23 protein-coding genes, 1 tRNA gene and 1 pseudogene are annotated in these 21,990 nt (G+C 69.2%); 18 read left to right on the top strand and 7 right to left on the bottom strand.

Annotation, left to right across the window (positions count from 1 at the left end; all coding sequences use genetic code 11):
- Positions 1–27 precede the first annotated feature (27 nt).
- Entirely contained in the window at positions 28–1,119 is a 1,092-nt protein-coding gene (locus tag B116_RS0107300) for a LolA family protein (protein ID WP_027659653.1), read from the bottom strand.
- Positions 1,120–1,325: 206 nt separating this feature from the next.
- On the opposite strand from B116_RS0107300, the gene B116_RS0107295 reads away from it, so the two are divergent.
- From B116_RS0107295 to B116_RS0107270, 6 genes are all read left to right on the top strand, one after another.
- Positions 1,326–2,273 carry a siderophore ABC transporter substrate-binding protein gene (locus tag B116_RS0107295; RefSeq protein ID WP_027659652.1) on the top strand — a complete coding sequence of 316 codons (948 nt, stop codon included), beginning with the start codon at positions 1,326–1,328 and terminating at the stop codon, positions 2,271–2,273.
- The gene (locus B116_RS0107290; protein WP_026321607.1) at positions 2,270–3,256 is read left to right on the top strand and encodes an ABC transporter permease; all 987 of its coding nucleotides are present in this window, start codon (positions 2,270–2,272) and stop codon (positions 3,254–3,256) included. Before B116_RS0107295 ends, B116_RS0107290 begins: the two co-directional genes overlap by 4 nt.
- Positions 3,246–4,247 (top strand): iron chelate uptake ABC transporter family permease subunit, encoded by a 1,002-nt coding sequence (locus tag B116_RS0107285; protein WP_027659651.1) that lies wholly within the window; start codon positions 3,246–3,248, stop codon positions 4,245–4,247. Before B116_RS0107290 ends, B116_RS0107285 begins: the two co-directional genes overlap by 11 nt.
- A complete protein-coding gene (locus B116_RS0107280) occupies positions 4,244–5,002 on the top strand; it encodes an iron ABC transporter ATP-binding protein (RefSeq protein WP_018721670.1) in 759 nt (252 codons plus the stop codon). The genes B116_RS0107285 and B116_RS0107280 overlap by 4 nt, the downstream gene beginning before the upstream one ends.
- A 105-nt stretch (positions 5,003–5,107) precedes the next feature.
- Positions 5,108–5,767, top strand: a complete 660-nt coding sequence (locus tag B116_RS0107275; protein WP_018721669.1) for a response regulator transcription factor — start codon at positions 5,108–5,110, stop codon at positions 5,765–5,767.
- A 113-nt stretch (positions 5,768–5,880) separates the two neighbouring features.
- Positions 5,881–7,209: a sensor histidine kinase gene (locus B116_RS0107270; protein ID WP_027659650.1), complete on the top strand. Its 1,329-nt coding sequence runs from the start codon at positions 5,881–5,883 to the stop codon at positions 7,207–7,209.
- A 73-nt stretch (positions 7,210–7,282) separates the two neighbouring features.
- Here B116_RS0107270 and B116_RS0107265 read toward each other — a convergent pair whose 3' ends face one another.
- Positions 7,283–9,073 (bottom strand): tetratricopeptide repeat protein, encoded by a 1,791-nt coding sequence (locus B116_RS0107265; protein ID WP_027659649.1) that lies wholly within the window; start codon positions 9,071–9,073, stop codon positions 7,283–7,285.
- A 123-nt stretch (positions 9,074–9,196) separates the two neighbouring features.
- Here B116_RS0107265 and B116_RS0107260 point away from each other — a divergent pair, with 123 nt between their 5' ends.
- Entirely contained in the window at positions 9,197–10,192 is a 996-nt protein-coding gene (locus B116_RS0107260; RefSeq protein WP_027659648.1) for a hypothetical protein, read from the top strand.
- Here the strand turns inward: B116_RS0107260 and B116_RS24800 are convergent.
- Positions 10,106–11,068 carry a helix-turn-helix transcriptional regulator gene (locus B116_RS24800; protein ID WP_033667404.1) on the bottom strand — a complete coding sequence of 321 codons (963 nt, stop codon included), beginning with the start codon at positions 11,066–11,068 and terminating at the stop codon, positions 10,106–10,108. The genes B116_RS0107260 and B116_RS24800 overlap by 87 nt on opposite strands.
- Before the next feature lie 212 nt (positions 11,069–11,280).
- Here B116_RS24800 and B116_RS0107250 point away from each other — a divergent pair, with 212 nt between their 5' ends.
- A complete protein-coding gene (locus tag B116_RS0107250; RefSeq protein WP_027659647.1) occupies positions 11,281–12,057 on the top strand; it encodes a RhlG family 3-oxoacyl-ACP reductase in 777 nt (258 codons plus the stop codon).
- A gap of 140 nt (positions 12,058–12,197) precedes the next feature.
- On the opposite strand, the gene B116_RS0107245 is transcribed toward B116_RS0107250, so the two are convergent.
- The gene (locus tag B116_RS0107245; RefSeq protein WP_011905498.1) at positions 12,198–12,629 is read right to left on the bottom strand and encodes an SsgA family sporulation/cell division regulator; all 432 of its coding nucleotides are present in this window, start codon (positions 12,627–12,629) and stop codon (positions 12,198–12,200) included.
- Positions 12,630–12,922: 293 nt separating this feature from the next.
- On the opposite strand from B116_RS0107245, the gene B116_RS0107240 reads away from it, so the two are divergent.
- Together B116_RS0107240 and B116_RS0107235 are read left to right on the top strand one after the other, a co-directional pair.
- Entirely contained in the window at positions 12,923–13,483 is a 561-nt protein-coding gene (locus B116_RS0107240) for a TIGR02611 family protein (protein WP_018721663.1), read from the top strand.
- A gap of 51 nt (positions 13,484–13,534) precedes the next feature.
- A tRNA-Val gene (locus B116_RS0107235) sits at positions 13,535–13,606 on the top strand.
- 63 nt (positions 13,607–13,669) lie between these two features.
- On the opposite strand, the pseudogene B116_RS24795 reads toward B116_RS0107235, so the two are convergent.
- Positions 13,670–14,977, bottom strand: a pseudogene (locus B116_RS24795) (LacI family DNA-binding transcriptional regulator); the annotation flags it as partial.
- Between the two features lie 300 nt (positions 14,978–15,277).
- Between B116_RS24795 and B116_RS27795 the strand changes: the two are divergent.
- The gene (locus tag B116_RS27795; protein ID WP_018721639.1) at positions 15,278–15,445 is read left to right on the top strand and encodes a hypothetical protein; all 168 of its coding nucleotides are present in this window, start codon (positions 15,278–15,280) and stop codon (positions 15,443–15,445) included.
- 354 nt (positions 15,446–15,799) lie between these two features.
- On the opposite strand, the gene B116_RS0107220 is transcribed toward B116_RS27795, so the two are convergent.
- Entirely contained in the window at positions 15,800–16,081 is a 282-nt protein-coding gene (locus B116_RS0107220) for a hypothetical protein (RefSeq protein ID WP_050591837.1), read from the bottom strand.
- Positions 16,082–16,270: 189 nt separating this feature from the next.
- Here B116_RS0107220 and B116_RS0107215 point away from each other — a divergent pair, with 189 nt between their 5' ends.
- Positions 16,271–16,465, top strand: a complete 195-nt coding sequence (locus tag B116_RS0107215) for a hypothetical protein (RefSeq protein WP_018223125.1) — start codon at positions 16,271–16,273, stop codon at positions 16,463–16,465.
- Between the two features lie 280 nt (positions 16,466–16,745).
- On the opposite strand, the gene B116_RS0107210 is transcribed toward B116_RS0107215, so the two are convergent.
- Positions 16,746–17,150: a hypothetical protein gene (locus tag B116_RS0107210; RefSeq protein ID WP_027659645.1), complete on the bottom strand. Its 405-nt coding sequence runs from the start codon at positions 17,148–17,150 to the stop codon at positions 16,746–16,748.
- Between the two features lie 506 nt (positions 17,151–17,656).
- Here B116_RS0107210 and B116_RS0107205 point away from each other — a divergent pair.
- The 6 genes from B116_RS0107205 to tgmC all read left to right on the top strand — a co-directional run bounded on the left by B116_RS0107205 (position 17,657) and on the right by tgmC (position 21,812).
- The gene (locus tag B116_RS0107205; RefSeq protein ID WP_027659644.1) at positions 17,657–18,793 is read left to right on the top strand and encodes a helix-turn-helix domain-containing protein; all 1,137 of its coding nucleotides are present in this window, start codon (positions 17,657–17,659) and stop codon (positions 18,791–18,793) included.
- Positions 18,794–18,898: 105 nt separating this feature from the next.
- Positions 18,899–19,081 (top strand): hypothetical protein, encoded by a 183-nt coding sequence (locus B116_RS0107200; protein WP_027659643.1) that lies wholly within the window; start codon positions 18,899–18,901, stop codon positions 19,079–19,081.
- Positions 19,081–19,311, top strand: coding sequence for a hypothetical protein (locus B116_RS28150; RefSeq protein WP_027659642.1), 231 nt, complete (start codon positions 19,081–19,083; stop codon positions 19,309–19,311). Before B116_RS0107200 ends, B116_RS28150 begins: the two co-directional genes overlap by 1 nt.
- Before the next feature lie 91 nt (positions 19,312–19,402).
- Positions 19,403–19,699, top strand: coding sequence for a putative ATP-grasp-modified RiPP (gene tgmA / locus B116_RS0107190; protein WP_027659641.1), 297 nt, complete (start codon positions 19,403–19,405; stop codon positions 19,697–19,699).
- A 5-nt stretch (positions 19,700–19,704) separates the two neighbouring features.
- On the top strand, positions 19,705–20,661 hold the full coding sequence (gene tgmB / locus B116_RS0107185) for an ATP-grasp ribosomal peptide maturase (protein WP_027659640.1): 957 nt from the start codon (positions 19,705–19,707) through the stop codon (positions 20,659–20,661).
- Positions 20,658–21,812, top strand: coding sequence for an ATP-grasp peptide maturase system methyltransferase (gene tgmC, locus B116_RS0107180; protein WP_027659639.1), 1,155 nt, complete (start codon positions 20,658–20,660; stop codon positions 21,810–21,812). Before tgmB ends, tgmC begins: the two co-directional genes overlap by 4 nt.
- Positions 21,813–21,990 lie beyond the last annotated feature (178 nt).

Here is a 21,990-nt window from a genome sequence, read left to right as displayed (position 1 = left end):
GGCCCCGGGGTTGTCGGCGACGAAACGTCAGCCCTGAGCCACCTCGTACAGCCGCTCCGGGGAGACCGCCCCCACGATCAGCCGGCCGTCGTCGGTGAGCAGCGCCGTCATCAGCTCGCTGCGGAACAGTCGACCGCTGCCCCAGTCACCCTGGACCGCCGGCAACTGGCCGGCGAGCAGGTCCAGGTCGGGTGCCTCCTCGGTGGCGGCGGGATGCTGCCCCTCGTCGACCTCCGCGACCACCACCGTGGCCCAGCCCGTGCCGACGGTACGCAGGTCGGGCTGCCCGCCGTCGTTGGTCGGTCCTGCCTTCTCCCGCTGCTCGGGATGCCCCCAGTCGCTCTTCTGCTCGGTGACCTGAACACCCGGCGGTGGATTGAAGGTGAACTGGTCGGCATCCGGCCGGGCGTAGTCGATCTGGGTGAACGCCAGCTCGAACGCCGGGGGATCCCCACCCTCGGCGAAGACCTCGAACCGTAGCGGCAGGTGCTCGGTCGCGTCGATGGCGATCCGGACCTGGTGCACCAGGGAGGCGGTGTCCCGGGGCTCCAGCACCAGCTCGTAGGCGTCCCGCCCGGCGACCGTGGCGGACCGTCCGACGCTCACCTCAGTCGTCGGATCAACCGCGGCGAGGGCCTGCGCGGCAGCCTCCTGCGGCGTCGCCGGCATCTCCGGCGGGTTCGCCGCCTCTGCGCCCTCGGGCAGCACCTGGTGGATAGCGGTGTTCGTTTGGCTGTTCCACAGCCACACGTCCCGCCCGTTGCGGATGTAGTCCCGCTGCCCGAGCGTGTCCACGAACGCGATCCGCTGCTGGTCCGGCCCGGAGTGCCAGACCCGCAACGTGTGGGAGCCGGTCAGCAGGCTGGCCGGGCCGTCCTCGGCGAGTAACCCGGCGATCGGCGGTAGACCGAGGTCGGCCCGCTGCACGACGGTGCCGGACAGACCCTCGAAGCGGGCGGTCTGGAGATCGACCAAAAGCTGGGCGGCGGATCGGGGCGGCAGGCTCGGCTCGGCTTCGGCGGCGAAACGGCCCAGCGCGGCGCCGCCGCCGATGACGGTCACGACGGCGGCCACCGGGACCAGCCACCGTAAGGCGGGACGGCTTGTCAGAACGGACATCGGGCACCTCCTGCCGACCATCCTGCCGGACACAACCTGTGCGGACGCTGAGTAGGCGATCGAGTGTGATCAGGCATCGGTAGGGCCGAACCGATGCGGTCATGTGAGCAAAACAGCAGGCGATTGCGCCAGCAGTTGATCGTGGTTAGGTTAGCCTCACCTAAATCCGCTGGCGAGTGTCAGCCACAGAATCCCGGAGCAAGCACATGAGATTCCCCCTCGTTAACGTCGGTCTCGCCGCCACTCTCGCTCTGACGTTGACCGCCTGCGGCGGCGAAGCGGGAGAGCCGGCCGACTCGACAGCAGCGGGCGAGCGCACCGTGACCATCGAACACGCGCAGGGTTCGACCACGGTGCCGGTCAACCCCGAGAAGGTCATCACGTTCGACCTGGCGAGCCTGGACACACTCGACGTGCTGGGCGTCCCGGTGACAGGGGTGGCCAAGGGCAATCTGCCGTCCTATCTCGACAAGTACAACGGCGACGAGTATGTCAACGCGGGCACCCTGTTCGAGCCCGACTTTGAAGCCGTCAACGCCGCCGAGCCGGACCTGATCGTCGTGGCGAACCGTTCGGCGAAGGCCTACGACGAGCTGAGCAAGATCGCCCCCACCGTCGACCTGACCCTCGACTGGACGAGTTTCACGTCGAGCTTCGTGACGAACACCGAGAAGCTGGGAACGATCTTCGACAAGCAGGATGAGGTCAAAGCAGCGCTCGCCGACGTCAGCACGAAGATCAGCAAGACCAAGGAGAGCGCCGCCGACGCGGGCCGTGGCCTGATCGTGCTCACCAGCGCCGGCGAGGTCACCGCATTCGGACCAGGTTCCCGCTTCGGCTGGCTGCACGACGAATTCGGCGTGACACCCGCCATCGCCGATGTCGAGGCCGCCACCCACGGTGACCCCATCTCGTTCGAGTTCATCCTGGAGACCAACCCTGACTGGCTCTTCGTCGTCGATCGGGACGCGGCCACCGGTGAGGGCACGGAGACCGCACAGGAGGTTCTCGACAACGAGGTCGTCGCCAGGACCACCGCCTGGTCCAAGCAGCAGGTCGTCTACCTCGACCCGGTGCCGTGGTACATCGTGATGAGTGGGCTGAACGCCGTGAACCAGATGATTGACGAGGTCACCACCGGCCTCGCCAAGTGATTCGACGTATCGGGGCGACGCCCGGGGCTTTGGTCGCGGGCGTCGCCCTGACGGCGGCGCTCGCGCTGGTCAGCGTCTTCGTCGGCGTCGCCGACGTGACACCGGGCAGCCTGCTGCGCGGCGGGCCGGACGGCGAAGCGGCACTGCTGCTGGCCGCCACCCGGCTGCCCCGCACCATCGCGCTGGTGCTTGCTGGAGCAGCCAGTGCCATCGCTGGGCTGATCATGCAGATGCTGGTCCGCAATCGGTTCGTCGAGCCGTCCACCACCGGAACCACCGAAGCCGCCGCCCTCGGCCTACTGGTGGTCACGGTGAGCGCACCCGGGCTGCCGCTGACCGGCAAGATGGCCGTGGCCATCGGGTTCGCCCTGGTCGGCACCGCCCTGTTCCTCCTGCTACTTCGCCGGCTTCCGGTGCGCACGGTCATTCTGGTGCCGCTGGTCGGCATCATGTTGGGTTCGGTCATCGGAGCGGTGACGACGTTCTTCGCCTACCGGTTGGATCTGCTCCAGACCCTGGACACCTGGCTGACCGGAGACTTCTCCGGCGTCCTGCGTGGCCGGTACGAATTGCTGTGGGTGGCATTCGCCGCGACGGCCGCCGCCTGGGTCGCGGCCGACCGCCTGACCGTCGCCGGCCTGGGCCGCGATTTCACCACAAACCTCGGCATGCACTACGGGCGGCTGCTCGCCCTGGGCGTCACGATCGTGGCCACCGTGGCATCGGTCGTCGTGGTGACCGTCGGCGCCATCCCGTTCCTCGGGCTCATCGTGCCGAACATCGTCAGCCTGCTGCTGGGGGACAATGCGCGCCGGACGATTCCCTGGGTGGCCGTCGTCGGGGCGGCCTTCGTGCTGGTGTGCGACCTGATCGGCCGGGTGTTGCGATATCCCTACGAGATCCCGCTCGGTGTGGTGGCCGGCGTCGTCGGCGCGGCGGTGTTCCTGTACCTGCTACTCAGGAGCTCTGAACATGCCCACTGACACTCTGAGCCAAGCCGTCACCGGGGTAGCTCCCTTCGTCCGGCGACACCGGGTCTGCTTCTGGATCCTCGCCCTGACGGGCGTAACGGTTCTCCTCGTGACCGCGTACCTGTTCACCGACGTGACCGGCTCCTGGGATTACGTCGTGCAGCTCCGTACGCGCAAACTCGCGGCGATGCTGCTCGTGGCGGTGGCCGTAGCCACCGCGACGGTCCTGTTCCAGACCGTTACGGAGAACCGCATCCTAACTCCGGCGATCATGGGTCTGGACGCACTGTACGTGTTGATTCAGACGGTGGTGGTCTACCTCTTCGGGGCGAGCGCGCTGGCCGCCACCGACCCGGTGCTGCGATGGACGGTCGAGATCGTCGTGCTGGTCCTGTTCGCCACCGCACTGTTTCAATGGATCTTCACTGGGGCGGGACGCAGTATCCACCTGCTGGTCCTGGTCGGTGTCCTCTTTGGCGTGCTCTTTCGCAGCGTGACCCACCTGCTGCAACGGATGATCGACCCGGCGGAGTTCGTCGTGTTGCAGGACGCCTTCTTCGCGAGCTTCAGCGTGTCGGAACGTCTCCTCGGTCTCTCCGCTGTGACGATCACGTTCGCCGCTGCCGGCCTCGTGCTGATCGGCCGGCAGCTTGACGTCCTCGTCCTCGGCCGAGCCCACGCGATCGGGCTCGGCGTGCACCACCGGCAACTCGTCGCGATCGTGTTTGCCCTGGTGTCGGTCCTGGTGGCGGTCTCCACCGCGCTCGTCGGGCCGATCACCTTCCTCGGGCTCATCGTCGCCAACCTCGCCTATCACCTCATCGGCAGTCACCGGCACTGGCACACGATCCCCGCAGCCATCCTGCTCGCGGTCATCTTCCTGGTCGGCGGCCATTTGCTGCTCGAACGGGTATTCGACCTCGGCACCGTGCTCGCGGTTGTGATCGAGTTCGTCGGCGGAATCTTCTTCCTCATCCTTGTCACCAGGAAGGGCACGCGGTGATAGTTCTCCAGTCGGTCACCAAGCGGTACGCGGACACCGCCGTCGTCGACGACGTGAGCATCGAGCTTGGGCATCCGGGGATCACGTCCGTGATCGGTGCCAACGGTGCGGGTAAATCCACCCTGCTGTCGATGATCGGACGCCTCCTGCTGATCGACAGCGGCACGATCACCGTCGACGGACTGGACGTGACCACCACCCGAGGCGCGCTGCTGGCCCGCCGGCTGGCTGTGTTGCGGCAGGACAACCACCTCACCGCCCGACTCACCGTACGGGATCTGGTCGCCTTCGGCCGCTTTCCGCACGGTCGGGGCCGGCTCGGCCCCAGCGATCGGGAAGCCATCGACCGTGCCATCGACTATCTCGATCTTGATCCGGTGGGTGGCCGGTTCCTCGACGAACTCTCCGGCGGGCAACGGCAGCGAGCTTTCCTGGCGATGACGCTGGCGCAGGACACCGAGTATCTCCTGCTCGACGAGCCACTCAACAGCCTCGACCTCCGGCACTGTGTGCAGACCATGCGACTACTCCGACGGGCCGCCGACGATCTCGGCAAACGCATCGTGCTGGTCCTGCACGACATCAACTTCGCCGCCGCGTACTCCGACCGGATCGTCGCGATGCGTGCCGGGCGCATCCACGTCGCCGGGAAGCCGACCGAGGTCATCACGACCGCGGTGTTACGGCAGGTGTACGGACTCGACATCGCCGTTGACGAGTTCGGCGGACATCCCATGGCGATCTACCACCTGTGACGTACCTCCGCACACATCCACCTCCCCGCCGTCGGCTCCACCATCCGATCCCGTCCTCTGAAAGTGGCGCTTCCGACGTGCGTGGCCCGGTGGCACCCTTGACCCGTGCGACTGCTGGTGGTGGAGGACGAGGCGCGGCTGGCGGCCGCCCTGCAGCGGGGGCTTCAGGCCGAAGGGTTCGTGGTGGACATCGCCGCGACCGGGCCGGCTGGCCTGGCGGCGGCCCGGCACGGCGACTACGACGCGATGGTCCTCGATGTGATGCTGCCCGGCCTCTCCGGCTACGAGGTGGTCCGCCAGCTGCGGGCCGAGCGGTGCTGGCTGCCGGTGCTCATGCTCTCCGCCAAGGACGGTGAGTACGACCAGGCCGACGGGTTGGACTGCGGGGCCGACGACTACCTCACCAAGCCCTTCTCGTACGTGGTGCTGCTAGCCCGGCTGCGCGCACTGCTGCGCCGCGGCGCGCCGGAGCGGCCGGCGGTGCTGGCCGTGGGGGACCTACGGCTGGACCCGGCCCGGCGGCGGGTGACCCGAGACGGCGTTGAGGTGGCCCTGACCGGCCGGGAGTACGCCCTGCTCGACTACCTGATGCGCCGCCCCGACACCGTGGTCTCCAAAATCGAACTCCTGGACCACGTCTGGGACGCCAGCATCGAGACCGCACCGAACGCGGTGGAGGTGTACGTGGGCTACCTGCGCCGCAAGCTCGGCCGAGACCGCCTGGAGACCGTCCGCGGGGCCGGCTACCGCCTCGTCACCACATGACCGGACCCGCCGCCCCCGCCGAGCGTCCCCGCCCCGGCAGCGGCCCCCCACCTACCGCGGGGCGAAGGGCGCGTGGCCGGCCCTGGACCCCCCTCGGCCTCCGCGGACGGCTGATGGCGATCGGCGTACTCGGTGTGTCGGCGGGGCTCGCCGTCGGCGGCCTGGTGCTACTGGCAGTGCTCAACTGGACCCTGCATCGCAACGTTGACACGGAGGCGTTGCGCACCGCCGACGCCATCGCGTTGCTGGCCGCCGAGGACGCCCTGCCCGACCCCCTGCCCGTCGCCGGCAGTCAGGTACGGGTGCAGGTGATCGACGCGCAGGGTCGGGTCCGCGCCGCCTCCATCGACGCCGACCGGCTGGTGCCGATGGTCCGGCCGGACCAGGTCGACCGCACCGCCAGAGCCGGCATCACTGTGCCGGGACAACGGATGGGGCTGACCGGGCCGATGCGGGTGGTGGCCGTCCCGGCCGGCACCGACGCGGACCCGCTCACCGTGCTGGTCGCCCGTTCGCTGGTGGACGTGCGGCAGAGCATCCACGTCGTCCAGACCATCCTGCTGGTCAGCTTCCCGCCGCTGGTGGGTCTGCTCGCCCTCGTGGCCTGGCGCGCTGTCGGCGCGACGTTGCGCCCGGTGGAGGCGCTGCGTCGGGGCGCCGAGGAAATCACCGATCGGGACGGGCGCGGCCAGCTACCCGTACCGGCGTCGCAGGACGAGATCCACCGGCTCGCGGTGACCCTCAACGACATGCTGGATCGGCTGCGCGCCAGCCGGGACCGGGAGCGGGCGTTCGTCGCCGACGCCGCGCACGAACTGCGCAGCCCGCTGACCAACCTGCGAACCGAACTCGAGGTCGCGCAGCGGCTGGGGGAGCGGACCGACTGGCCGGCCGTCTCGGTGGACCTGCTGGCCGACACCGAACGGCTCGGCCGGCTCGTCGACGACCTGCTGCTGCTCGCCCGCCTCGATGAGGCCCCGCCCGCCCGCGGCACCGGACCGGTCGACCTGGGTGCCCTGCTGGCCGAGGTGGCCGCTCGCTACCCGGCCGAGAGTGTCCACCTGGCACTGTCGGCGGCGCCGCTCTGGGCGGTCGGTGAGCCGGACGAGCTACGTCGGGTGCTGGTCAATCTGGTCGACAACGCGGTACGGCACGCCCGCAGTCGGGTGCTGCTCGGCGTCGAGCCGGACGGGCCCACGTACCACCGGGTGACGGTGACCGACGACGGGCCCGGCATCCCGGCGGCGGACCGGGAACGGGTCTTCGGTCGGTTCACCCGGCTGGACGTCGCGCGCGACCGGGACGCCGGCGGCGCCGGCCTGGGACTCGCCATCGTGCGCGAACTTGTCCGGCGGGCCGACGGTCGGGTCGACCTCGACGACGCCGACCCGCCACCGGGCCTGCGCGTCCGGGTAACGCTGCCGGCGCTACCCCCCGAGTAGCGGCCGCGGCCAGTGAGCATCGCGCGCCCCCTGTGCGAGTGGCGGACGTGGCCGCCACGTGGTGGACGTGGTGTCAACCGCGGTCGGTGCAGACCTCCTCGGACCGGCCGATCGTCTCCGTTGACCACACCACCGCCACGGCGAAGCAGTAGTCGACGCCACCGTTGAGCCCGTACACGACGAATTCGGTGCTGCCGGCCGGCAGGTTGGCGAAGACGGTCTGCGACTCGCCGGGCTGACCGCCCGAGACCACCACCGGGCCCGCTCCGCCCTCCGGGTAGGTCCAGCGCAGGGCAACGTTGTCCCGGTTGTCGGTCAGGGTCACCGCACCGGGCGGTGCGCCAGGAGTGACCGCCGGGGTAGTCGGTGCCTCGGCTACCGGACCCGTCGCCGGCGGCGGTGCCGACCCTTCGAACCGGGAAACCCCGGCGATCACCGCGGCTGTCCCCAGCAGCACCACCACCGCACCCACCACGAGCGGCAGCCGGTGTCGGGACGGCGGTGTGGCGCGCGGTACCGGCACCGGCAACAGCCGCGACGGCTGGTCCGCCGGGGCGTCGGGCACCCCGTGGGGTCCGACCCGCTGGACCCCATCGGCCTCCTCCAGGTGGGTCAGGGGCAACACCGCGGGGGGTACGGCGCCACCCCACTGGTCGGTCGACAACTCGCGCCACCACGGGTCGTATTCGTCCTCGCCGACCGGTGAATCCGGCGGGAAGGGCTCGGGTGGCTCGTGAAACGCGGAACCCTCCAGCGGTAGCCGGGGCGTCGGGACCGTCGGCGGCGGCGCATACCCAGCCGCCGGGTGCTCCTCGGCCACCGGCCGGTCCGGCTCGGGCTCGGGCTCGGGCTCGGGCTCGGGCTCGGGCTCGGGCTCGGGCGGGAAATACAGGTCGGTCGGCCGATACCCGGGCTGCGCTGGATGCTGCGGCCCGTCCTCATCCAGTGGCGCGTGATCGGATAGCAGCCCGTCGTAAGGCAGCGGCCTGCCGTCGGGTAGCGGTCCGTCGTCGGGGAGTGATCCGTCCTCGGAGAGCGACCTGTCGGGCAGTGGTCTCTCCTCGGGGAGCGGATCGTGCCCAGATAGCGGCCGGCCCTCGAGGAGTGGCCCGTCTCCCGGCGGGGGCATCCGAGCAGCCGGCACGATCGGGGCCTCCCGCCCGTAGGGTACGCAGCGGTGCTCCGGGTCGGCGCTCGCCCGGCCCAGCGCGGCTACCTGCACCGCCAGTGGGTCCGTGGCGGCCAGGTGCTGCCGGCACAACTCCTCAGCCAGCCCCAGGCTCTCCTGCGCCGGGCCGACCAACGCGCAATCGCGCTGCATCGCGCCGAGGCGGGCAAGCATCTTGATGCCGCTGGGATGCCCATCGCCGTACACCTCGCGGTGCAGCTCCCACGCGTCGGCCAGCCGGTCGCGGGCCACCTGGCACTGACCGCGGGCGTACTCCAGCGTGGCCAGATCGGCGTGCGCGGCGAGAACGCGAAGCGACTCCGGACCGTCCAAGGCGGTCAGCTCGATAATCACCTCTTGGTAGATCCGGGCCGCCCGCGACCAACTACCGACCCGGTGCAGCACCGCAGCCAGGGTGGCGGCAGCCGCGACAGTCCGTTCGTCCGAACGGCCGTGCAGGTGGTTGCTGGCCGCGTACGCGTAGGCGGCCCAACTCCGCGCGGCCTGCGGATCGCCGAGCCCCACCAGCACCCGCGCCTGCAGGCTCGCCAACTCGGCCAACTCGGTGCTGGCGTTGGTCGGCCGTGGGTCGGCGTCGGCCAACGCGTCGGAGAGGAGCCGCTGGGCGCCGGCGAGGTCGCCGGTAGCCACCAGATGGTGCGCGTGATCAGTCAGTTCACCGAAGCCAGAAGGCACGCCCCATCGTGCTTAACCAGCAACGGTATGTACAAGCCCCGCGCCGGTTGGGTTTGCCGCCGCGCTGCTTTTGTTGGCCCCGCCGCCCCCGGCCCATCCCGGTACGGTAAAACCGATGACGTGATGGACGGGGTGGTACGGGAACTGCTCGGCCGGCAGCTCGAAGCGTGGTTACCCCGGGCAGTTGCGCGGGGCCGGCCCAGCGTCGTGGCGCTCGCGTACGGTCCGGGGGCCCTGCTCGCGGCCACCGACTCCGCCGCAGCGGTACTCGGCGTGCTCGCCGAGCACGCCGGCCAGCTTCGCGGACGGCAGCTCACCGTGCTGGTGCTCGCCGACGGAAGTGAGGAACTTCCGGCCCGGCTGGGCGTGATCGAGGCGACCCTACCGGCCGAGATCGCCGTACACCTGGTGCCGGGCGGGCCCGCCCGGCTGCCGGTCGCGGTGAAGGCGGCCGGCGCGACGGGAGCGCCGCTGCTGTCGTACCTGGACGGGGCTGGCGCCACCGACCCCGGTGTGCTGGCGGCCAGCGCCGCCGGCCGCCCCGCCGAGCTCCTGCTGGTCACCGAGGCGAAACCCGCGTCTGCCGCCTCCCCGGCTGCTGCCTCTTCGGCTGCCGGTGCTGCCGCCACCGCTGCTGGCCCTGCCGGTGCCGCGTCCCCGACTGCTGGCCCTGCCGGCTCGGTGCGGGCCGGGCTCGCCGGCGCCGGCTTCCCGCTGACCACCCAGGTTGACCTGGTCGCGGTGGACGGGTCGTCCGCGCGGCGGCTCGCCTTCGGCACCGGCCACGACCGGAGCCTGGAGGCGTTCAAGGAAAACCTGTGGGCAGTGGACGACGACACCGCCGTTCGCTATCGGGACCCCGCCGACCCGAGCGGGCAGCTGCTCGACGTCGCACCCGACCCCGAGTCGCTGGGTCAGGAACTCCTCGCCGAACTGGCCCGCTCCGGCCCCCGTACCGTCACCGAACTGCGTCGACACGCGCTGACCGCGACCGCGTACCGGTCAGTCGACGTGCAGCGGGCGCTCACCGGGCTACTGCGGCGCGGCGCCGCCGTTCGCGACCCCGAGCACGGTCGACTCGGCGGTGACGTGGTCATCGCGCTGGCCCGGCACCGGTAGCTGACCGCCGCTAGCTTCGGCGGGCGGGCGTGGGCGTACCAGGGGCGGAACGTCCCGGGCGGCGCGGAACGCACCCGGGCTGACTCCGACCTCTCGGGTGAAGAATCGGCCGAAGTTGGTCGGCTCGGCGAAACCGAGCCGCTGGCCGATTCGGGCCACCGGCTCGTCCGTCGCCGCGAGTAGGCGGCGGGCCTGCAACGCCACCCGATCGTCCACCACCTGCTTCGCGCTGCGCCCAGTGACCGCCAGGCAGGCGCGGGTCAGGGTACGAACCGAGCAGCCCACCCGGTCGGCGTAGTCCTCCACCCGGCGGCTGCGCTGGTAGCCCTGCTCCAACTCGCGGCAGAGCAGTCGGAAGGTGCCGGTCTCGGTGCGCGACGCCGCCTGCGGTCCCCGGCTGGAGTCTGACAGCAGGGCCAGCCGAAGCAGCAGCGCCGCTAGCTGGTGGCGGAGCAGCGCGGCGGGCTCCCCGCGATGCTGTTCGCAGTCCACCGCGAGCTGATGGACCCCGGTACTGATGGCCGTCCCGTCCGCACCGGTCAGCTCAAGCCAGGCCGGGGCCGCCTCGGGGTCAGCGTCGAAGCCGTGCAGCGCCGCCGGCGTCCAGCGCACCACGATCGCACCCAGGCTGGATGGCCCACACCGAAGCACCTGGCCCGCCCGGACCCGCAGCAGTGTGCCCGGGTGGCAGGGAAAGGGGTAGAAATCCACCTCAGCGCGGCCCCGCCCCGCGGTGACCAGCAGGAGCAGGTCCTCCGCCAGCAGGATCGGACGCCGCCACGCCGGATCGGCCACCAGGTCACCGAAGCCGAGCGCCGCGTTCACCGCGGCGTCGTTCACGGCGGCGTCCGGGGAGCGATGAACAGCAGAGAACATCACCTGCGACGGTAGCCCGGTACGCCGATTCCCGCATCACCGTCCTCGCCGTGCGCCCCCGTGCTGTGCAGCGGGCCCAGCATCGACGGACTCCCGGTAGGGAGTCGCCCCTGCCGTCGGCACGGCGGAGTCGGGGCGACGGCAGGGTTGTGGGGACTGAGCGAGGCGATTACGTTACCGAGCGGTAGGGATGGATGGTGAAAGGGATGGGCATGACGGATCTATTCTCGGTCTCCGGCAAGACCGTCCTGGTCACCGGCGGCTCGCGCGGGATCGGCCGAATGATCGCCGAAGGTTTCGTACGGGCCGGCGCCAAGGTGATCATTGCTGCCCGGAAGGCGGACGTCTGCACGGCGGTCGCCGCCGAGCTGTCGACGCTGGGCCAGTGCACGGCGGTCCCCGTCGACCTCAGCAGCGACGCCGGTGCCGAGGCGCTCGCCGCCGCCGTACGAGAGCGGCACGACCGACTCGACGTACTGGTCAACAATGCGGGTGCCACCTGGGGCGCACCACTTGAGGCCTACCCGGAGAGCGCATTCGACAAGCTCTGGGCGGTCAACGTCAAGGCCATCTTTCGGCTCACCACCGCGCTGCTGCCCGTACTGCGCGCGGCGGGCACCGCGGAAGAGCCCGCCCGCGTCATCAACATCGGCTCCGTGGACGGGATCCGGGTCCCGTGGATGGAGGTGTACGCGTACTCCGCCACGAAGGCGGCCGTGCACATGCTGACCCGCAGCCTCGCCCACCAACTCGCCGCTGAAAACATCACCGTCAACGCGATCGCCCCGGGCCCGTTTGAAAGCAAAATGATGGCGTTTGCCCTGGACGACCCTGCTTCTCGGGCCGCCATTGAGAAGCAGGTGCCGCTGGGCCGCATCGGCCGGCCGGAGGACATGGCGGGCACCGCGATCTACCTATCGTCGCGGGCCGGCGCATACCTGACCGGCGCGGTCATCCCGGTTGACGGCGGCATCACCACTCACGGCTGAGCTGGGCTCGATCCGGTGGTGGGCCGTCTCGCGTACCGACTGAGGTGGCCGGGGTCGCGCGGACTCGGCAGCTCCGCGCGGCCCCGGCCAACCGATCACCAGATTCCGGTTCTCCGTTCCAGATTCCGGTCCTTTCGATCTCAGCGTCCGGCGAGCAGCCGGTTCACCGCCGTGTCGACGTCCAGGTGCTCGGCCTCGCGGCCGCGCGCGACGACGACGTAGGTCCGCCGCAGGAAGCGCACCAAGACGCTCCGCGGCACCTCAAACAGGGCGTTGCCGTCCGGGGACGACAACGCCAGGGCGACGAAGTCCCCGCGCGGGGTGGCCCAGGGCCAGACCCGCACATCGCCAATGCCGGCCGGCTCATCGAGGCCGGTCACCAGCAGTTCCCGTGCGAACGACCAGCTGACCGCCTCGCCACCGGCCGATTCCGCATGGAACAGGACGTGGACCGCATACGGGTCAGCAGGGTCGTAGCGCAGACTGGCGCGCACCGGCAAGGCCGTGGCGTCAGGTGCGACGAGCCTTAGCGACGTCTCGACCTCTACGGTCGTCGGTCGGATGACACTCATGGACGTTCTCCCCCCGGCACCGCTGCGGAACGCGCGTGTCCCGCTTTTCCCATACTCAGGTGCTGCCCCTAGCTACGCTCCGCCATACGCTGACTTCACCCAGTGGTGGGAAGGTCTTCGGAGTGTTCCCCAGAATGTGAAAGTTCCTGTAGGATTTTCCGGTTCCGCCCGTCCGCGGTGCCGCTTGGCATCAGGTGCTTCAGTCGTCGACTACTCCGGTAACGTCCAGTCCACGGTCGCAGTGACGGGCGCGCGCCACACTGGGGGGAGGAAAAGTGACAGAGTGATCCTCAGTGGATCGTGTCACGCCGTCGGGTCGGCCGATCATCGTGACCCAGGCGGCCGAACGGCGGGGGTGCGGGGTGTCGAACGAACAGCGGAGTAAGCCGGTCCGACCCGGCTCGGATTTGGGTGCACCGGCAGCGGGGGCGGCGCTAGTTGACGACCAGCGAGAACGGCCGCGGTGGCGCCAACGAGTCTCGACCACCCTCGCATTGATTCGGGCCAACCCCACCGGCCGACTTGCCCTGAAGGTCTTTGTCGCGATCACAGGTGCCATCGTCGTGACCGTCGGAATCGCGCTGATCCCGCTGCCGGGCCCCGGCTGGTTGCTGGTGATCGCCGGCCTCGGGATCTGGGCGGTGGAGTTCCACTGGGCGCGGCGGTTGCTCACCTTCACCCGCCGACATGTCTACAGCTGGACCAACTGGGTTACGCGGCAGTCACTCCCGGTACGGTTTGTGATCGGCGCAGTCGGTCTCGTTTTCGTGTCGACCGTCGTGTGGCTATCGCTCAAGTACAGCGTCGGCATCGACGTGGTGGCCTGGGTGCTGGATCGCCTCAAGGCGAGCTGAGCCTCGGTTTGGGGTCGACATCGGCGATCAGGTAGAGTCATCCAAGCCAACGGGCGATTAGCTCAGCGGGAGAGCGCTTCGTTCACACCGAAGAGGTCACTGGTTCGATCCCAGTATCGCCCACGTTGAATATTTGCAGGTAAGAGGCCAGTTCCCGAATCGGGGAGCTGGCCTCTTTCGTTTCTCTCACCGGCGCTTGGGAGAAGTCTGGGAGACGATCTTTACGGCCGACTCAGTTTCCTCGGTCAGCAGTCGGTTCAGGACGGCCACGGGGGACCGGGGTGCCATTGCTCGCCGCTCGGCTACTGCCGTCTCCCACAGTTGCGTCAGGCCGTCGAGCAGCCGGGCTCGCATCACCGCCGTGACATGCGTGTAGCGGGCCTGAACGGAGCCGTCCGCGTGGCCCATCCGTTCATCCGCCAGCTTCGCCGGTGTGCCCAGTTCCTCCATGAGCGTCTTGTGCGTGTGCCGTAGCCCGTGCGGGGTCAGCCCCGGAGCGACCGGCAGCCAGCACGCGTCAGCGCGGCCCGCCGCGTTGCGTCCCCGAACCGGAATGCCTGGCCACGGCTCCCCGAGCACCGGAACCGGCCGAACCTTCAGCCGTCCCTTCGTCGGATACCAGCCAGTCACCGCCGGCTGAAACAACCAGGTGGCGAAGTTCGTCCGACGCCAGTGCGCAGCCAACTCCCCAGAAGCGCCGCCACGGACGTAGCCGAGATCCGCGATAGCCGCGGTGATCCGCTCGCGAGTCGCCCCATGCACTACCTCAGGATGATTCAGGGCGGCCGACGCGGTGGCCGACGAGACACCCGCCCGGCGAGCAACATCCACTAAGGTCGGTCCCGACGTACGAGCCATGCCCTTCGGGGGACGATGACCGCTGAAGACATATGCGCGTTGATGACACCCGCATGCCTTCCTTCGGGTGCGAGCCGCATGCTCCGCCAGCAGCCGATCCAGCCAGGCCGGTAGGTCGATTGTGCGATGCGAGTCATCCTTGGGTGGGCAGCGGTGCAACTCGCCGGAGTCAAGCTCGTAGAGCTGCCACTCAACCCGGATCTCCGCCGGACGAACGTAGCCGGCTTCCAGCCCCACCAGTTCACCCCAGCGCATGCCGGTGAACCCCTTCGTGACTATGGCAACGAACTCATCGTCACGGCCCGACAGCAATGCCGCGCGTTCTGCGATCAACAGAACACCGAGCGCTGTGGTTACCGCCTTCTCCGGACCGCGACTACGAGACCGCCCCGCCCGCTTGCCCCTGCCACGGCGCCGGGACGCCGGATTGGAGTCCCGGATCCCCTCCTCAACCGCGTCGGCCAGGATCAGGTGCAGCGTCGCCCGCCAGGTCTTGATACTTGACTCGGCGTAGCCGGCCGCCCGCTCCTTCTTCTCCCACATCGTGACGTCCGCCGGAAGGATGTCAGCCATAGCCGTGTGCTCGAACGTCGGAAGCAAATGCTCCTCAATGTGACGCCGGTAGTTTTGCATGGTCAAGGGCGGGCCTTCGGCCCGCCGCCGCGTCAGCGCCGGGCCGCGCGTGCGGCCTGGCGGCCGGTCACGTCCCGGCGCACGCGGCGTGGTCGGAGCTGCCGGTGCAACCCGTCAACCCGTCCAGGCTGCGACTGGGCCGGGTTGGGGTCCTCCTGGTCCCGCCGGTTGCTGCCGCCTTCGGTGTATCGGTTCTGCCCCGGGGCGACAAGGTCGTTCGTCCGTAGGGCGCTCCACCTTGTCACCCCGGGGCAGAACCGATTCAGGGGACCCGTCAACAACCACCGAAACCAGGAGGACCCCATGAACACCACGGCCACCGCCCAGGAACTCGCCGCCCTCCGCGCCCAGATCTACCGGGCCGTACGACTCGACCAAGACAGCACCGGACCAATCCTGCGGCTCCTGCTCGCAGGCGGAGAGCACGCCACCCAGCGGGTCATCAACGAGCTGGACCGCATCGCCCGATAGGCCACCAGGGGACGGGGGGGACACCCCGCCCCCTTCCTCTCCCACAGCACAGTCGCGCCCACGGAGTTACTGCCCAGCCCCGTCGCAGTACAGCTCTAGTGATCACTGACCGGAGAACACTCGCAAGAAACCTGGCAAGGGGGCGGCGCCCGTCGCGCACCGGGTAAACCCTCCAGGAGCCGAGCCCGCCGTTGGGTGCGGTTGAGGTCAAAACATGGCACCTGGGAGGGAGGAGGTGACCGTCGTGGACCAGGTAAACCCTCCAGGAGCCGAGCCCGCCGGAGGGTGCGGTTGAGGTCAACTGCGCCACTGTGGCAGCGGCCGCGGGGTGCCGGGCTCGTGACACGCGGCCGACTACGACCTCAGCCGCGCGTCAGAGCGAGAAACCCGGCGTAGACCGGCGAGCCGGACGTAGATCTCCCGGCGGGCGACAGCGTGGCCCTGGCCGTCGAGCTGGTAGCCGGTCAGCCACACCCAACCCGGGTACGTGGGCTGCGGACACACTGAGATCACCCGGAACACGAAGCTCGACTGTCGCGCGAACTGCACCGAGGCGTCACGGGTGATCCACACTTCGTGGCCAGGCTCCGGTGGACGTGGTTGCAGCCGTGTGTGGCCGTGCTCCTCGGCAGGCATACGAGCTCCTCTTCTTGAAGGATGCCCTGCCCGGCAGGGTTCGGAGGTACCGACCGGGCAGGGCGTTCGCCGTACCGGCGGCGGGTTCGGGTCCTCCACCACCGGCACAGCGGCTGCCGTCCACCTTACAGGTGTCAAGCCCGTCAACTTGACAGGGCTGCTGCTCGGCAAGTCCGTACGGTCGGATCTATGCGGCTCGCGGGCATGTCGGAAATCCAACAACTGTTGGGCGGTGTCAGCCGGCAGCGTGCATCGGAGATCGTGGCGCGCCCCGGATTCCCGGCACCGCTGGACACCTTGGCGACCGGGCGGATCTGGGAGCGGGATGCGGTAGTGGCGTGGATCGCCGAGAAGCGGCCGACCCAGCGAACCGACGAGCAGTAGCCCAGCGCGTACCGGGCGACACGGCAGCACATGCCTAGCCCTGGGAGAAACCGGGGAGATGATCTTCCAGCTAGCCGCCTTGCGCACCTCGCCAGACCAACGAACACCAAGAGCCTGACCAGGGTTGATAGCCAAACGTCTACGTACGCGGCAGATGTTGACCTTGTTCACACCGAAGAGGTCACTGGTTCGATCCCAGTATCGCCCACGTTGAATATTTGCAGGTAAGAGGGCAGGTTGGAGAACTCCAACCGGCCCTCTTACTATCCGGTGGTAGAGATCATGAGTCGCCTGTGAGTCGACGCTGTTGCGCCCCTGGCGGCGGACCGTCTGCGAGTCCAGCCTTGTAGCCGGTCTCGAAGCCCGACAGCAGCGCATCCTCTAGTTCGGCGGCAAGCTGTTCGCGAAGGTGCACCTCCAACAGGCGCCGTTGATCGACGACCACCGTGCGCCTGTGGGCGTCTACTCGGGAGAGTTCGCCCAGGACGAATTCCCGGCGCCGCGCCTCCATGTCGTGGCCCATCGTGTCAATGACATCGGAGCAGGCCCGGACCTCGCCCCGAAGCCGCTGCACCTCCTGGCGGAGTCGGTATATCTCCTGCTGGTACAGGCGTTTGCGCTTGCTGGTCATTGCGCGCTGGTAGGCGGCGGTGGCGGCGTTCGCCACGCGGGTGACCAGTGGCATGGCGGGGCGACGGTGGGGGCGGGAGGGGTAGTTCATGGCGCTGTCGAAGACCTCCGGGTGAGTGCCGATGAGGAGCGTGCTAGTCGAACACACGTACGAGTGAATGGAAAGACTGCTCGTGGGTGTGTCGATGGATCACCGCCCGCACCTGGGCGGCGATGGTGCGCGACCGAGGGCCACACCCCCGTACGGAAGCCCCCGTCACCGTTGCTCGTGATCACTGATCAGCCCGAACGAGTTTAATAGCATATCCACAGTCGACAAGTCATATCGACGAATGTTTTTTGACGCCCTAATGACGTTTTGAATGTCCGCAATGAAGTAGCGGACAGCTCGAACCTGTTCGGAACCACCATTTCGTGGTAGGGCGTACGCCGTGACGCGCCGGAACATCCATACGGACAGGTGACGGCGTGACGTGCGGGCAGGGAGTACCGTCGATGGCGGCAGGGCGCCGGTTGTAGCGGTCGGCGCCCGCCACCCCAGACCGCTACCTGGGAGAACCGATGCCGGCACCGACGCGCACCATCGTGGACCCGCGATTCGGCGCTGAGCTGCGTCAGCGGCGCGAAGCACGCGGTCTCACATTGCGGCAGTTGGGCGTGGCGGTCAGCTACGGCAAGAGTTTGTTGCACCAGTTAGAGACCGGCCGCACCAGGCCAACGGTGGATGTCGCCACGCGATTGGACGACGCCCTAGCTGCGGGCGGGGCCCTGGCCGCTCTCGTAGCTGACATGCCCACCCCCAGCGAGCGCGCCCTATACGCGGCCCAGCATCCCCGCCGGGTCGATCACGGCGCAGTGGATGCCCTGGCCGACCTGCTCGCCAGCTACCGGCGCTTGGAGGACAGCATCGGGTCGACGCTGGTTGTCGACCCGGTCCGCGTGCAGCTCGACACCGTTGTGTCTCTGCTGCGAGACGCCGGCCATCAGGTCCGGCCGGCGGTTGTGGATATGGCCGCGCAATGGGCCCAATTCGCCGGGTGGCTAGGGATTGCCACCGGTGATGACCGCGCCGCAACAATGTGGCTCAGGCGTGCGCTGCAATGGGCCACCGAGGCCGGAAACCGGGACCTGATCGCCGCTGTGCTCTCATTTCAAGGCCATCAAGCCGAGGGGTGCGGGGATCTGCCGTCCATGATCGGCCTGTCCGGGGCGGCCCGGCGAGACGATGCGGTCCACACCGCGCTACGCGCGTACTCCGCCGGGCAGGGCGCCCGCGGCCTAGCTATGGCCGACGCCCACCCACGCGAGGTGATCGGCCTCCTGAGTGAGGCTGCCGATCTTGCTGAGCAGGCCACCGGCCAGCCCTTGTCGCCGTGGGGTTACTGGTACACGCCCGCGTTTTTCTCCGTGCAGCAGGGGATTGTGTGGCGGTACCTGGGCGCCCGGGACGACCGGGCCAACGATCGAGCCCTGCGGCTGCTGACCGCCGGGGTCGCCGGGGCGAGTGAGGACGCCCGCGGGTCGGACTGGCACGGCCGGCACCTAGTGCACCTCGCGGTGGCGCACACGCAGGCCGGGGACACCAGCACCGCCCGGCAGGTCCTAGACGAGGCTCGCGCCATCGCTGACGCCACCGCGTCACGGGCGCTGGCTGGGCAGGTCACCGAGGCTGTCCGCCGCCTGTCCGCTACCCGGTAACGGACAGCGCCCATCCTGACAAGTAGCACCGCGTCACCGCAGGATCATCCTGGGTGGTGACACTGATGCCGTTGCCGCCTCGACCTGATCGAGGGGAGCACGCGCATGATCCGGCTACTCCGCCGACTCCGCCGCCGGCCCGCACGGCTGGACGCGGTCGGCCCCGCCACCCGGTACGTGGCGCGGGCCGGCGCCTACTCCCCGCTGCACAACCAGCCGACAGTCATCTTCGACAGCCGGCCACTACTGACCCCGCTCGCCCGGCAACGGGCCAACCGCCGCCGGTGATGGCCACCCACGCCCGGCCGCGCTCCGGCAGCCTGTCGACGGTCCAGCTACGCAACCGGATGATCCTGTCCGCTCGGCGGATCATCACCGAACACTGGCCGCGCGTCGACCGGTGCCCGATCTGCCGATCCGCATGGCCGTGCCCGCCCACCGAAACCGCATACGACTACCTAGCCACACTCGGGCAGGACGGGTGGGCGCCCCCGCAACGCGCCGGGAGCCGGCGTTGACGCCGGCCGACGCGACCGTCCGCCGGTGGTGGCGGGACCTGCTCGGAGCACCACGAATCGCAAGGTAAACCCCTCAATGATGGAGGTCGCTATGACGACGTTCGCCCCGGACCGCTGCCTGCTGCCGCTCTACGACAGCCGTACCGAGCAGGGACGGGTGAGCCCGGCTCGCCCGTTCGGGTTGACGCTGTCCACGCAGGTTGGTGCTGAGGTTCCGGTGGTTGACCTGACCGACGCCCACCTGGACCCGGTGACGCAGACCGTGATCGGTGTCGACGGCACCACCTTGGGTAAGCCGCAGACCACGCAGAAGGTCGCCACGAACAGCAAGACCTCCTACGATCACCAAAACTTCAACGACTCCACCCCGGACACCTACCAGGACTGACACCCGTGACGATCCTGGTGCTGACCGAACCCCGCGACGTGACCGCCGACCTGGTCATCACCGCGCTGCACACCCGGGACGCGCAGGTACATCGCGTCGACACCGGCGACTTCCCCCAACTCCTCACCCTGGCCGCGGAGAACGGCGGCCAGGGCGGCTGGTCCGGCGTCCTCACCGACGCTCACCGGCAAACCCGGCTGGAGAATGTCACCGCGGTCTACTACCGGCGGCCCGGCCCGTTCCGGCTAGCCGATGGCCTCAACGACTACGAACGGCGGTGGGCCACCCAGGAAGCCCGCATGGGATTCGGCGGCCTGGTGGCGGCGCTGCCAGTGCGATGGGTCAACCACCCCCACCACATGGCGGCAGCCGACTACAAACCCGTGCAACTCGCGGTCGCAGCCCGCTGCGGCCTGACCACCCCCCACACGCTGATCACCAACGAGGCGCCGGCAGCGCGGGCCTTCGTCGCCGCCGCCCCCAACGGGGCGATCTACAAACCGCTGCACGTGCGCCCCTACCTCGACACCGACACCGGACACCTGATGGCACTGGCCACCACCCCAGTCACCGCCGAGCAGATCACCGACGCGGTCACCGGCACCGCGCACCTGCTCCAACACCAGATACCGAAAGACCACGAGCTACGCGTCACCACCATCGGACGGCACGTGTTCGCCGCCCGCATCGACGCGCACTCCGACGCCGCCCGCATCGACTGGCGCACCGACTACGACAATCTCACCTACACACCGGTCACACTGCCCGACACCCTCACCGACCAGCTCCTGTCCCTGACCAATGCCTTGGGCCTCGCGTTCGCCGCAATCGACCTGATCGTCACCCCGACCGGCGACTACGTGTTTCTAGAGGTGAACCCGGGCGGCCAGTGGGCCTGGATCGAAGCCGAGACGGGGCTACCCATCGCCGCCGCGATCGCCGAGTACCTGGAGATGCCGTGACCCTCACCGACGCCGGCTACCGGCAACGACGACAACACCTCGTCGCCAACCTGCACACCACAGGACATCTGACCAGCCCCACCGTAGCGGGAGCGTTCGCGTCGGTCGCCCGCCACCCGTTCGCCCCCGCCGTCTACGACGTGAACTCCCACGGGCAGGTCGGTGATGTGCTACACGCCACCCGACCGGAGCACCAGGACGCCTACCTCGCCGCCGTATACGGCGACGAAGCCATCGTCACCCAAATCAGCGCGGACGGGCGGCCGACCAGCTCATCCACCCAGCCCGGAGTCATGGCGGTGATGCTGGAAGCCCTCGACCTGCAACCCGGCATGACCGTGTTGGAGATCGGCACCGGCACCGGCTACAACGCCGCCCTCCTGGCCCACCTACTCGGGGACGCGGCGGTCACCTCCCTTGACATCGACCCGCACCTGGTTGCCACCGCCACCACCGCCCTCACCGACGCCGGCTACCAGCCGACCGTGGTCACCGCGGACGGCCTGGCCGGATACCCAGCGCGGGCACCCTACGACCGACTGATCGCCACCTGCTCCGTACGCCGAGTACCAGCCGCCTGGCTACGACAAATCAAACCCGGCGGGCTGGTCCTGGCCAACCTGTCCTACGGCGTCATACCACTGCGAGTCGACGACACCGGCACGGGTCACGGCCGGTTCCTACCGCAGGTAGCCGCGTTCATCGAGGCCCGACCCGCCGACGGACCCGTCGGACCGACCGTGGCAGACATGGTGTCACTGTGCATGGGTAGCACCGGCACCACATCACCGGGCCACCACCGCGATGTCGCGCTGTTCGGCGACCCACACGGTGAGTTCTGGTGGCGCCTCGCCGAACCAAGCATCTACCACTGCACCCTGCTCCCCGACGGGGAAAAGGTCCACTGCCTCGTCGACGCCGACACCGGCTCCTGGGCCCGAATCCACACCCAGGGCACGACCGTCACCGTCGCGCAAGGCGGACCACGCAGGATCTGGGACGCGGTAACCAGCGCATGCCGCCGGTGGGCCGACGCCGGCCGCCCCACCCACGACCACCTGGGCCTCACCATCTACTCCAACGGCACCCACACCCTCTGGATCGACACACCCAACGGACCACACACCTGGACCCTCGACCCACCAAGGTAAGCCCACCAAAGCAGGTGGCCCCGCTCTTCCCAGGTCGGGAGGGCGGGGCCGCGCCGTGTTGTCGTCCCGACTGGTGCGCCCCCGGTCGGCGCGTGTCACAGCGGCCTGGTTTGACAACCCGGCGTAGGGTCCGGTAGTGAACTGCACACCGATCGTGATCACTACTGTGGCGGTAGCC

It is taken from the genome of Salinispora fenicalii (assembly GCF_000514815.1).
GTDB classification, from domain to species: domain Bacteria; phylum Actinomycetota; class Actinomycetes; order Mycobacteriales; family Micromonosporaceae; genus Micromonospora; species Micromonospora fenicalii.
The sequence above is the reverse complement of the archived record's forward strand: the minus strand, read 5'-3'. Positions and strand labels throughout refer to the sequence as shown.